At 27.7% G+C, this 13,033-nt stretch carries 9 protein-coding genes; 8 read left to right on the forward strand and 1 reads right to left on the reverse strand.

Features of this window, described 5'->3' with window-relative positions; all coding sequences use genetic code 11:
- The first annotated feature begins 57 nt into the window (after positions 1–57).
- Positions 58–2,967, forward strand: a complete 2,910-nt coding sequence (locus ACYUEX_RS00625) for a cell wall-binding repeat-containing protein (protein WP_460286095.1) — start codon at positions 58–60, stop codon at positions 2,965–2,967.
- 174 nt (positions 2,968–3,141) lie between these two features.
- Positions 3,142–4,323 carry a DegT/DnrJ/EryC1/StrS family aminotransferase gene (locus ACYUEX_RS00630; RefSeq protein ID WP_460286510.1) on the forward strand — a complete coding sequence of 394 codons (1,182 nt, stop codon included), beginning with the start codon at positions 3,142–3,144 and terminating at the stop codon, positions 4,321–4,323.
- A 46-nt stretch (positions 4,324–4,369) separates the two neighbouring features.
- On the opposite strand, the gene ACYUEX_RS00635 is transcribed toward ACYUEX_RS00630, so the two are convergent.
- Positions 4,370–5,590, reverse strand: a complete 1,221-nt coding sequence (locus ACYUEX_RS00635) for an O-antigen ligase family protein (protein ID WP_460286096.1) — start codon at positions 5,588–5,590, stop codon at positions 4,370–4,372.
- A gap of 159 nt (positions 5,591–5,749) precedes the next feature.
- Here ACYUEX_RS00635 and ACYUEX_RS00640 point away from each other — a divergent pair, with 159 nt between their 5' ends.
- The 6 genes from ACYUEX_RS00640 to dltC all read left to right on the forward strand — a co-directional run bounded on the left by ACYUEX_RS00640 (position 5,750) and on the right by dltC (position 13,025).
- A complete protein-coding gene (locus ACYUEX_RS00640; RefSeq protein ID WP_460286097.1) occupies positions 5,750–6,928 on the forward strand; it encodes a DegT/DnrJ/EryC1/StrS family aminotransferase in 1,179 nt (392 codons plus the stop codon).
- Between the two features lie 77 nt (positions 6,929–7,005).
- Complete coding sequence (locus tag ACYUEX_RS00645; RefSeq protein ID WP_460286098.1) at positions 7,006–8,322, forward strand: nucleotide sugar dehydrogenase; 1,317 nt, start codon at positions 7,006–7,008, stop codon at positions 8,320–8,322.
- Positions 8,323–8,779: 457 nt separating this feature from the next.
- Entirely contained in the window at positions 8,780–9,973 is a 1,194-nt protein-coding gene (gene dltD / locus ACYUEX_RS00650) for a D-alanyl-lipoteichoic acid biosynthesis protein DltD (protein WP_460286099.1), read from the forward strand.
- Between the two features lie 124 nt (positions 9,974–10,097).
- Entirely contained in the window at positions 10,098–11,615 is a 1,518-nt protein-coding gene (gene dltA, locus ACYUEX_RS00655) for a D-alanine--poly(phosphoribitol) ligase subunit DltA (protein ID WP_460286100.1), read from the forward strand.
- Positions 11,615–12,769, forward strand: coding sequence for a D-alanyl-lipoteichoic acid biosynthesis protein DltB (dltB, locus tag ACYUEX_RS00660; protein ID WP_460286101.1), 1,155 nt, complete (start codon positions 11,615–11,617; stop codon positions 12,767–12,769). The genes dltA and dltB overlap by 1 nt, the downstream gene beginning before the upstream one ends.
- A 25-nt stretch (positions 12,770–12,794) precedes the next feature.
- Positions 12,795–13,025 carry a D-alanine--poly(phosphoribitol) ligase subunit DltC gene (gene dltC / locus ACYUEX_RS00665; RefSeq protein ID WP_460286102.1) on the forward strand — a complete coding sequence of 77 codons (231 nt, stop codon included), beginning with the start codon at positions 12,795–12,797 and terminating at the stop codon, positions 13,023–13,025.
- Positions 13,026–13,033 lie beyond the last annotated feature (8 nt).

The following is a 13,033-nucleotide window of genomic DNA, read 5'->3' on the forward strand; positions in this document are numbered from 1 at the left end:
GGATTGAAATAATTCAAGTGAATTGATAAGCTATATAATGGAGAGGGAGGTGAGAATGTGTCATTAAAGAAAATAAAAAGAATGGTGGCGCAACTATTAATAATAGCATTTATAGTACCAAATATAAGTGCAAAGGCAATTACGAACAATGTTAATTCAGTTATTGAGGAAACTACTATAAATGAAGATGTAAGTAGTAGCAACCAAAATGTACAAGCTGTTGATAACAGTGAGAAAAAGGAAGAATTAAAACAGGATAGCAGTAATGATAAAGAGCAAAATAAAGTTACTGATGAAGCTTTAAACAATGATTTAAAAGAAAATTCTTCAAAACAAGATTCTTCAAATGAAATAAAAAAAGAAGAAGTTAAAAAAGAAGAAGAAATTAAGGAATCAAAGGTAACATTAGATGCTAATTCAAATAGCGAGCTTAAGGGAACTAAATATACAAAGAAAAAGGCTATAAACACAAATGTAAAAAGCTTTTCTATGGCATCACAAGAAGGGCAAGAACGTGAAGAGTTTAAGTTGAAAAGAGAAGCTCTAGAAAACTTAGAAGTTCTAGAACCAATGACAGATAAGCCATATGAGTTAACAATTGCTAATTCAGATGGAAGCTTTGAATATGTTGATGCTTATGAAAATTTATCAGAGGCCGTAGATGCTGCAAAAAAAATGCCAGAACAATCATTAGCCAGTTCTCAAATGCCTGCAGTAATAAATTTTGCTGGACAAGTTGTTTATTCAACAAATCAAATGGCAAGAGTAATAAAGTACAGTAATAATAGTCCAGTTTATGGAACTGTTAATTTGTATAAAGATCCTCAATTAACTGATGCATTTACATATGTTAATCCAGGATATATGGATGATGCACCTATATTAGAAATGAGTGGTACATCTGCTAAAGTAATGATTAATGGATATGATGGATGGATAAATAATAATACTTCATCTGGAACTTATGATATGATAGTAGTTCCTTTAAATCAAGTTAAAAATCCAAGTTACTATAGTGTGAAAAATGGAGAGTTAACTCATTTTATAAGTTATGATTTAACAGGGGTTACTGGATTTACAAAAACTCTAGGAAAAGCCCCATCTTATTTAAGAGAAGGCGTTAGATATTTAAGCTATGATGGAATTTACTTCTATGATGGAAGTAATATTGAAGCAGGATTAAATACTTTAATTAATGATTATAGGGCAGGAGTTAGAAATAATTCATTAAATGGAGGCAATCCACATTATTTATATTATGGTAATCTACCATTTAGAAGTAAGACAGTTTATTCAGCAGATGATTTAAATAGGTATATAAATGCCTACACTAAATCAGGATCTAAGCTTAGAGACTTAGGTGGTGCTTTAAAAGAAGTTGAAAACAACTATGGAGTTAATGCACTTTTAACACTTGCAGTTTCAATAAATGAATCTTCCTATGGAATGTCAGATATTGCTCAAACTAAAAACAATTTATTTGGATTAAAAGCATATGATTCTTCAGTAGGTTCAGCTGATAGTTTTGCTTCACCAAGAGATTCTGTAGTAGACTTTACTAAGAACTATATTTCAAGAGGTTATGCAGATCCAGCAGATTGGAGATACTTTGGAGGTTTCTTAGGAAACAAAAACAGAGGTGCAAATGTAAAATATGCATCAGATCCTTTCTGGGGAGAAAAAGCTGCAAGCTTTGCATATGAAATAGACAAGTATCTATCAGGTGGTAATACTAATTTAAAAGATACTAATGCTAATCAAGTTGGTATGGCTAGAACTAATAATGCAGTTATAAAAAGAGATGGTTCATTATTATATAATGTGACTAACGATACTAATCAATATGGTGGATATATAAATACTCCATTTATAATATCAGACCTTCAACAAGTTACTATAAATGGACAAAAATATTATGAAATATATCCAGAAAGAAATACACCAGTAGGAAAAGGCGGAGCAGATAATAAATATCATGGAAGCTATAACTGGAGTGATAGAGGATATATAAGTGCAAGTAATATTAGTTTAGTTAATATATTTACACCGCCAGTTGAAGTGAAATCTGGAATTGATAGATATGCTACAGCTGTAGAGCTTAGTAAAAGTTCATTTAATTCAGCAGAAACTATAGTAATTTCAAATGGATATGCTATACCAGATGGATTAACAGCAACACCAATTGCTTCATATCATAAGGGACCATTATTACTAGTTGAGAAGACTTCTATTCCATCATCAACTCAAGATGAAATAAAGAGACTAGGTGCAAAAAATGCCATTATTGTTGGAGGTCCAGCAGTTGTATCGCAAGATGTTGAAAATAAGCTTCGAGGAGTAGGAGTTACTAATATAATAAGATTAGGAGGCTCTACTAGATATGAAACAGCTTTACAGGTTGCTAAGTATATTGATCAAAATCTATATGATGTAGAAAATGTAGCAATTGCTAATGGTTATGGTGAAGCAGATGCATTATCAATAGCACCTATATCAGGAAGAGATAAAATGCCAATAATACTAGTTGAGAATAATAGTATTTCAAATGATGTTTATGATTGGTTAAAATCAGAAAGTCTAAATAATGCATTCATTATTGGAGGAACTACAGCAGTTAATGATAATATACTAAGTAAAATTAATTCAATAACTAAACAAGATGTTTCTGGAAATAGATTAGGTGGAGCAAATAGGTATGAAACAAATGCCAAAATTATAGAAAGGTTTTATGGGAATGTAACTGAAAAAGTCTATGTGACTGAAGGATTAGAATTAGCAGATGCTTTAACATCAGGACCTATAGCATCACTTAATGGATCGCCAGTAATAATATCTGAGAGTCAGTTAACTTATACTCAAAAGTTAGTTTTAAAAAATAAAACAACTAATAGTATAGTACAAGCTGGTGGAGTGGTTTCTAGAGCAGTTATAGAGAACCTTAGAGAACTATTAAGTAGAACACAATAATATAAATTTAAAAGTATATTATATGAATAATCTATATAAAGTGTATTGATAATAAAATCAATACACTTTACTTTTATATTTAAAACTATGATAAGCTTGAATTTTAATATCTACAATTATATAATTGGGGATATACATATTAAAATTGTGAAAGGGTTGAAAATAATGGATAATATAAAAGTAATACCATTTTCTCCTCCAGATATAACTGAAGCAGAAATTAATGCAGTCGTAGAGGTTTTAAGATCAGGATGGATAACATCAGGACCAACTTTAGCAAAATTTGAAGAAGAATTAGCAGAGTATTGTGAAGCAAATAAAGCAGTAGCGTTAAATAGTGCAACAGCAGCAATGGAACTTATATTAAAGGTTTTTGATATAAAAGAAGGAGATGAAATAATAACAACTCCCTACACATATACAGCAACTGCAAGTGTAGCAGTTCACAGAGGAATTAAACCTATATTTTGTGATGTAGCAAAAGATTCTTTTTTTATTGATTATGAAAAAATTGGTGATTTAATAACTGAAAGAACTAAAGTTATAATGCCTGTAGATTTTGCAGGAGTACCTTGTGATTATGATAAAATAAAAGCAGTTTTAAAAGAAAAGAATAGAGAAGATATAATAATTTTAGTAGACTCAGCTCATTCCTTTGGAGCAAAGTATAAAGGAGAAAGAGTTGGAGCACAATGTGATTTCCATAGTTTTTCATTCCATGCTGTAAAGAATTTTACAACCGCTGAAGGTGGAGCTATAACTTACAATGATAATAACTTCAATGGAAGAGAAAACTTATATCAAGATCTTAAATTCACTTCTCTTCATGGACAATCAAAGGATGCTTTATCTAAGATGAAGGCAGGGGCTTGGGAATATGATATAATTACAGATGGATTCAAATGTAATATGACAGATATAAATGCTGCTATTGGAAGAGTCCAATTAACAAGATATGAAGATATGTTAAAGTATAGAAAAGAAATATTTGATACTTATACGAAGGTATTAGAAAAAGAAGATTTCGCTATAATACCATTAACTAAATATGGTGAAGGTACTGAAAGCTCTTATCATTTATATCCATTAAGAGTAAAGGGGTTTAATGAAGAACAAAGAAATTTACTGATTCAAAGATTAGCTGAAAAAGGGATTTCAACAAATGTTCATTTTAAGCCATTACCTATGTTTACTTTGTATAAAAATTTAGCGTATAAAATAGAAGATTATCCAAATGCATATGCACAATATGTAAATGAAATTTCACTACCAGTTTATAGTACATTAGAATTAAAAGATGCAGAATATATTGCAATTGAATTAGTTAAAGAAGTTAAAAATATAATTAATAACTAATAAAAAATACTAAGTCTAAAAAGGTATAGACTTAGTATTTTTTATGTTAATTTTCTTTATCTAATATAGCAACTAAGTAGCCAGTATAAATCCAAAAAATCATTGAAATGAAACTAATTATATAAACTAAACTGCTTTCTAAAAGATTAATTAGTACAATACCTATACATAAGGCAAATAAAACTCCATATTTTAATTTATATTCAAAACTTGAAGATTCTAATTTTTTCGTGAAAAAAATAAATATAAAAATAATAAAAGTAGTAAATAAAATTGTAGCAGGGATACCATTAATACAAGATATTTCTAAAAATATATTATGAACTCCACCAAAATCCAATCCCTGTAGATAAGTCATTCTTAAATCCTTTAATCTACCAGCCTTATTAACATTTCCAACACCTGCTAAGGGTACAGATTTTAATAATCTAAAGGCAGTCATCCAAAGGTATTCTCTTCCTGTTAATATTTTATGTAGTATATTTTCAGGAAGGGTAAAAAATGAAGTTATAGAAATAGCCATTGGAATAAATATAATTGAAAGTCTAATATAAATATTTTTAAACTTAAGCAATAAAAATACGAATAACAAAGATAATAAAGGGAAATAAGCACTTCTTCCCCCTGATAAAAAAACGGAAATAGTTTGAATAGTTATGTTAATAGTTAAAAATATTTTTATATATTTATTTCTAGTAGTAAAAAATAAATATAAAGCTATTAAAATAGACAATGATGCAGCTATTCCAAAAGAGTTCTCATTTTTAAATAATCCCTTATAAACTAATACTAATGGAACACCATCCTTAATTCCTAAATCAATAGTAATTGTTTTATTTATAAAAATCATTACTAAAGAAATTGATGAAAGTATAAATGTCATAAAAGTAAAAAAGTAAGATATAATATTTAATTCTTTAATTAATCTAACTTTACTTTTATAAGTATCAATAGAAAATATAACTGTCATAAGCATAAAATTTACTAGCCAAAACTTTAAGTTTACATTTAGTTTATATTGGGTTAAATTTAAAAATAAAGTTAAAGCTAAAAATAAATAAAGGAATATTTCAAAAAAATATATTTTTCTTCTTCTAAATATAATTAATTCAAGTAAATTTATAAGAACTAAAATTAATCCCCATAATAGGACTACTTTATTTAATGTATTAAAAAAAGGATAATCTGATATAACTGTTGCAAATGATAAACTTATAAAAATATATGACAATTTCAAATAAAACTTATTAGTTATTATATCAAGCATACTGGTACACCCCTTAAGATTAAAATTTTATAGTACAATTTTAACATTTAATTATTGAATAGTCTAAGAATTTATATAAAAATATTGTATAACATAATAAATGTGATAAAATATTAATGTTAGCTTTTTGTAAATTAAAATAAAAAGGAGCGTATAATAATGAATATACCTTTAATAGATTTAAAAGCTCAATATGAATCATTAGCGGAAGAGCTAAATAAAGCAACATTAGATGTTCTATCATCAGCTAATTATATAATGGGGAAAAATGTAATAGATTTTGAAAAGGAATTTGCAGAATTTATAGGAGTTAAGAATGCTATATCAGTAGGAAATGGTACAGATGCTTTAGTAATTGCACTTAAAGCAATGGGAATAAAAGAAGGCGACGAAGTAATAACTACTCCATTTACATTCTTTGCAACAGCAGAGACCATTTCAGCAGTAGGAGCAACTCCAGTATTTGTAGATGTAAATAAAGATACTTTCAATATAGATGTAACGAAAATAGAAGAAAAAATAACTTCAAAAACAAAAGCTATAATGCCTGTACATATATTTGGTCAAACAGCAGACATGGATGAAATAAATGAAATAGCTAGGAAGCATAACTTATTAGTTATAGAAGATGCTTGCCAAGCTGTAGGTGGAAAATATAAAGGAAGAAAAATAGGAACATTAGGTGATGTTGCTTGCTTCTCATTCTTCCCAACAAAGAACTTAGGTTGTGCTGGTGATGGTGGAATAATAGTAACAGATAATGATGAAATAGCTACTATTGCAAGAGCACTTAGAACTCACGGTAGTGGGGAAAATGGTCAAAAGGCATATAATCTTTTAAATAATATAGATGAAGAAATAGCAACTGCAGAAGGAGCAAACGATACAGTTTATAATCCGCTTAAATACTACAACTATTTAATAGGATATAATTCAAGATTAGACGCAGTTCAAGCAGCTATTTTAAGAGTTAAATTGAAGGAAATAGATAGTTGGAATGCAAAGAGAAGAGAAATAGTTGAGCTTTATAACAAGGCTTTACAAAATAATGATTTAGTAACTCCAGTATGTAAGGATTACAATGAACATGTATATCACATGTATATATTACAATCAGAAAATAGAGAGAAAGTTTTAGCAAATTTAAAAGAGGCTGGTATAGCAACTGGTGTTTACTATCCAGTTCCATTACATCTTCAAAAAGTTTATAAGAATTTAGGGTACAAAGAAGGAGATATGCCTGTATCAGAATACTTATCACATAGAACCTTTGCTATACCTGTATATCCAGAATTAACAAAAGAGCAAGTTGATTATATAATAAGCAAAATAAAATAATAATATATTCTAATAAATAAGCTATAATAAAAATTAATATCAATTAGCAAGTTTTTAATTGATTAGGAGGAAAAGTTATGTCAGTTTTAAAAAATGAATTATTACAAAAAATAAATAATAAAACTGCAAAAGTTGGTGTAGTAGGATTAGGTTATGTTGGATTACCTTTAGCAGTTGAAAAAGCAAATGCAGGATACGAAACAATAGGTTTTGATGTTCAAGATGAAAAAGTACAAATGGTTAATAAAGGACAAAACTATATTGGGGACGTTGTTGATGCAGAATTAAAAGAATTAACAGAAAAGGGTCTTTTAAAAGCAACTACAGATTTTAGCTTTATAAAAGATGTAGATACTGTTTGTATTTGCGTTCCAACTCCACTTGATTTATACAAGCAACCAGACTTATCATATGTTGTAAATTCTACAAGGGATGTAGCTAAATACTTACACAAAGGTATGATAGTTATATTAGAAAGTACTACTTATCCAGGAACAACTGAAGAAGTACTTAAGCCAATATTAGAAGAAAGTGGATTAAAATGTGGAGAAGATTTCTTCTTAGCATTCTCACCAGAAAGAGTAGATCCAGGTAACAAGAGCTTCAATACTAAAAATACTCCAAAAGTAGTTGGTGGATGTACTGAAGAATGTACAGAAATAGCAGCTGCATTATATGAAAATGTGCTAGAAGGAGAAATACATAAAGTTTCTTCACCAGCTGTAGCTGAAATGGAAAAAATTCTAGAAAATACATTTAGAAATATAAATATAGGATTAGCAAACGAAATGGCTATACTATGTAATAGAATGGGAATAGATGTGTGGGAAGTTATAGATGCTGCTAAAACTAAGCCATACGGTTTTATGCCATTTTATCCAGGTCCAGGACTTGGTGGTCACTGTATTCCACTAGATCCTTTCTACTTAGAATGGAAGGCTAAAGAATATGATTATCACACTAAGCTTATAGAAACATCAGGAATAATCAATGATTCTATGCCAGATTTCGTTTTAGAAAATATCATGAAGATATTAAATAAACACAAAAAGGCTTTAAATGGATCAAAAGTTTTAGTTATGGGATTAGCATATAAGAATGATATAGATGACTACAGAGAGTCACCATCATTTAAAGTTATAGAACTATTAGAAAAGAATGGAGCAGAAGTTATAGTTAACGATCCTTTCTGTGATACTGCTAAATATAAAGGAAAGACTTATCATTCAGTAGATTGGAAAGAAATTATTGATGAAGCTGATATGGTAGTTATAACAACTGGTCATACTATTTATGACTATGAGCAAATAGTTGAAAGAGCTAAAGTTGTTTATGATACAAGAAATGCAACTAAAGAAGTTGTTAATAATAGAGAAAAAATTTATAAATTATAATATTTATATTAAAAAAACTAAGGTAGGTATGTCTAATGTCATATCTACCTTAGTTTTTTTATAATATATAAATAGTATGCTTCCTATATAATTCTTGTTTAACATTAATTTATATTTCCACTTTTATTCTTCTTAGCGGTTGTTCCTGCAATAATAGAGAAGGGCTCAGCATCTTTGGTTACAATAGCTGCGGCACCAATAAATACTCCATCTCCAATAGTATAGATTGTAATAAAAATATAGTTTATCTAGAGTAAATATTTAATCGATTATTAATTATAGTATAAAATAAAAAATATAAAAAAGCGTAAAATTAATAAATAGTTAAGGTTTTTTTAAGAAAAATCTGGTAAAATATTCAATGTATTAGTAAATTATTTGAAGGAGTGTAATGAAAATGTAAAAATATAATTATTAATTAATTAAAATAAAAAATAGATTTTAGTAGGTGTAATAAATGAAAAAATACAGATATTTTATAATACCAATAATAACTATTACGGTTTTTTCTTTTTTCTTTAATAGAATTATAGACAAAAAGTATAATGAGTTAATAGGGAAAAAGGATTTAACAGGTATTAAGCATACTTATAATCATTTGCTTAGAGATAGGGGAGGGGTCTTAAAGGACCTAATTAATGATGAAGGAGATTTAATGTTATTAGGATCATCAGAATTAAGTTCGGACGTAAATCAAAATCCTATAAACACTTTTCCTTTTAAGGAAGCGAATTATGATATAAGTATTTATGGGAGAGCACATACCCAGTCTTTACAACATTCTACAATTTTAAGTAGCACAAAAAACATAAATTCTAAAGATAAAATTGCAATTATTATATCAGCACAGTGGTTTGATAATGAGAAAGGTATGCATGGAAATGATTTCAGTGTTAATTTTTCGGAACTTCAGTTTTACCAGTTTTTTAATAATAATAAAATAAGTGAAGATAGCAAAAAGTATTATGCTGAAAGGGTATCATCATTATTAAAACAAAGTGAAGAATATGGTGAAGAGGCATTATATGCTAAATTATATTTTAAAGATAATGTAATTTCTAACATAGCATTATTTTTATTAAAACCATATTACAAATTTAAAGAATATATGCTAGAAGAGAAAGATAAAGTACAAGTGATTAAAACATTAAAACCGTTAGGGGATAAGAATAATACAGAAAAAAATCTCAAAGATATAAATTGGAATGAAGAATATTTAAGAGCCGAAAAAGAAGGTGCAGAAGAGGTTAAGGACAACCATATAAATGTTGCTGAATCTTATTATGATAAATATCTTAAAGATAACTATGATAAATCTAAAGATAGGATGAAGGGTAAGGAGTTATTAAGATCAAAAGAGCTAGATGATTTTAAATTACTTTTAAAAGTAAATAATGAGTTAGGATTAAAACCACTTATTATATTAATGCCTATAAATGGTTTATATTACGATCATCTTGGTTGGGATATAGAAAAAAGAGAAGAATTCTATAATACAATTGAGAAAGTTGCTAAAGATCAAGGATTTGATGTACTAAATTTACAAAATAAAGAATATGAAAAGTACTATATGTATGATGTAATGCATTTAGGATGGAAAGGATGGGTAAATATAAGTGAGGAAATGTATAAGTACTTTGATGAAAGATAAAAAAGAATTAATAGATTCTTTAATTTTAACAGCTATACTAATAGCAATATTCTTGATATTTGTAGTATCAACAATTAAAGATTTACCATTCGTTTATAATCAATTTTAAAAGAGGTAGAATTATATGAAGATTTTAGAAAACATAAAAGTATATTCAATGGAAAATAAAATTGCAGCAGTAGTTGATGATAATGAGCTGACTTATAGAGAGTTAGAGGAAAAATCAAATAGTTTAGCGTATTATTTATTAAAGGAATTTAATGATGATAGAACTCCTATAGTTATATACGGAAACAAAGAAAATGAAATATTAATAGCTATGATTGCAGCATTAAAATCAGGGAGGGCATATGTTCCAGTAGATATAACTTTTCCTGAAGAAAGAATAAATAATATATTAAAGGAAGTTAACCCCAAAATTATTATAAATTGCACAGAAAAAGAAATATCAAATGATATAAGCATCATAGATATAAATTCTTTAAATGAAATATACAGTTTATATGGAAATAGAGAAATAGAGAAAAAATATTGGGTAAAAGATGATGAAAACTGCTATATATTATTTACATCAGGAAGTACAGGAAAGCCTAAAGGAGTTCAAATAAGTAAAAATAATTTAGATTCATTTACTGAGTGGTTTACGGATTACCTAAAAGTAGGAAATGATAATACATCAATATTAAATCAGCCTTCTTATTCTTTTGATTTATCAGTTATGCCTGTTTATTTAGGCCTATTAAATGGAAAAAAATTATTTAGCTTATCAAAGAAAACTTTAGAGAATATGAGAGAAACATTTAATCAGTTAAAAAAATCAGATATGAGATTATGGATATCAACTCCAGCTTTTGCAGCAGTATGTATGCAAGACGATTTATTTAATAAAGAGCTAATGCCTAATATAGAAACTATGTATTTCATAGGAGAAGTTTTACCACCTAAAGTAGTTTTAGGTTTAAGAGAAAGATTTCCAAATGTAAGAATAATAAATAGTTATGGGCCAACAGAGGCAACAGTAGCAATAACAGGAATAGATATTACAGATGAAATATTAAGTTCTGAAAAAGAATTACCTATAGGATACCCTATGGATGGTTCAATTATTAAAATACTAGATGAAGAAGGTAGAGAGGTAAAAGAAGGAGTAAAAGGGGAAATAACTATCTATGGTAAAAGTGTAAGTAAGGGATACTATCAAAATGAAGAAATGACAAACAGAGTATTTTTTAACACTATTATAGATGGAAAAGAATATAGGGCTTATAAAACAGGGGATATGGGATACTATAAAGAGAACATACTTTATTTTTGCGGAAGAAAGGATTTTCAAATAAAGCTTAACGGATTTAGAATTGAATTAGAAGATATTGAAAACAACCTTAGAAAAGTAAATAATATAAAAAATACAATAGTATTACCTGCTTATAAGGAAGAAAAAATATCACATTTAGTAGCTTTTGTAATATTAGAGAAAGAAACAGGACTAAGTAATTTGAAAAATACTTTAATAATAAAAGATGAACTAAAAAAATATATACCAACATATATGATTCCTAAAAATATAAAGATGTTAAAGGAGTTTCCTGTGAATAATAATGATAAGGTAGATAGAAAGAAACTTATGGAGGAAATTAAGTAATGAAGTTAGCACAATATGGAGATTATTTATACCTATATATATTGCTACTATCATTTATACCTGCAATAATATTAGGAATTAAAAGAAAAAATATAAAGACATATGGGGTAGTTATATCAATATTAATGGTGGGGTTAATAGTCGGAAATGTAAAATTTAGTATGATTCTGTTTATAATGTTTATATTAGGCGAATTCCTAGTAATATATTCATATTTATTTATAAGAAAAAAGACAGATAGTAAAATAATTTATTACATGGCATTATTTGCATCAATGCTACCACTTATAATAACGAAAGCATCAGTGTTTGTAAGCTTTGGACCAATAGGATTTATTGGATTATCATATTTAAACTTTAAAGCTATACAAATGATAATAGAAATATACGATGGAGTAATAAAAGAGGTTAAATTTTCAACATTAGTTTATTTTTTAATCTTCTTTCCAACATTAAGTTCAGGACCTATAGATAGATTTAGAAGGTTTGAAGAGGACTTAAATAAGCAAATAGAGAAGAGAGAATACTTAGACGAGTATTTATATGTAGGCTTAAGAAAAATAATTATAGGACTCGGATATAAATTTGTTATAGCATACATAATTAATACTATGTGGATGAGTAAGATACCAGCAGATATAACATTTTTTAATGGATTAAATTATATGTATGCCTATAGCCTATATTTATTCTTTGATTTTGCTGGATACAGTTCCTTTGCTGTTGGCACAAGCTATATATTAGGAATAAAGACACCAGATAACTTTAATAAGCCATTCTTAAGCAAAGATATGAAAGAATTTTGGTCAAGGTGGCATATATCTTTATCAAGATGGTTTGGAGATTATTTATATTCAAGAATTGTTTTAAGCTCAATGAGAAAAAAGAGATTTAAAAGTAGATTTACAGCTTCACATTTTGCTCAAATAATTACAATGCTTGTTATGGGAATTTGGCATGGGCTTCATTGGTTCTATATTATATATGGATTATACCAAGGAATTGTACTAGTGCTAACAGATATAATTCAAAGAAAATGGAAGTTCTATAAAAAACATAAAAAAGAAAAGTGGTTCCAATGGACACAAATTGCAATTAACTTCAATGTAGCATGCTTTGGATTGTTTATATTTTCAGGGTGGCTTTTTAGATAAAATTATATTTTAGGAGGATTTTTAAATGGAAGATAAAGTTTTAGATATTTTTGAAGAAGTAACAGGAACAGATGAAATAAGAGAGGATTTAGACTTAGACCTATTTGAAGCTGGTCTTTTAGACTCACTTGGAATAATAGAAGTATTATTAAAGATAGAAGAGGTATTTGGAGTAAAGCTTCAACCAACTGACTTAGAAAGAAAAGATATGGCTACAGTTAATAACCTAGTAAGCTTCTTAGAAGGCAAAATGTAGATTATAAA

This window comes from Clostridium sp. CTA-7, from assembly GCF_054768095.1.

Coding starts and splice junctions, on each gene's coding strand:
- dltA (WP_460286100.1), top strand. CDS start 10,098: ATGAAGATTTTAGAAAACATAAAAGTATATTCAATGGAAAATAAAATT.
- ACYUEX_RS00645 (WP_460286098.1), top strand. CDS start 7,006: ATGTCAGTTTTAAAAAATGAATTATTACAAAAAATAAATAATAAAACT.
- dltC (WP_460286102.1), top strand. CDS start 12,795: ATGGAAGATAAAGTTTTAGATATTTTTGAAGAAGTAACAGGAACAGAT.
- dltB (WP_460286101.1), top strand. CDS start 11,615: ATGAAGTTAGCACAATATGGAGATTATTTATACCTATATATATTGCTA.
- dltD (WP_460286099.1), top strand. CDS start 8,780: ATGAAAAAATACAGATATTTTATAATACCAATAATAACTATTACGGTT.
- ACYUEX_RS00640 (WP_460286097.1), top strand. CDS start 5,750: ATGAATATACCTTTAATAGATTTAAAAGCTCAATATGAATCATTAGCG.
- ACYUEX_RS00635 (WP_460286096.1), bottom strand. CDS start 5,590: ATGCTTGATATAATAACTAATAAGTTTTATTTGAAATTGTCATATATT.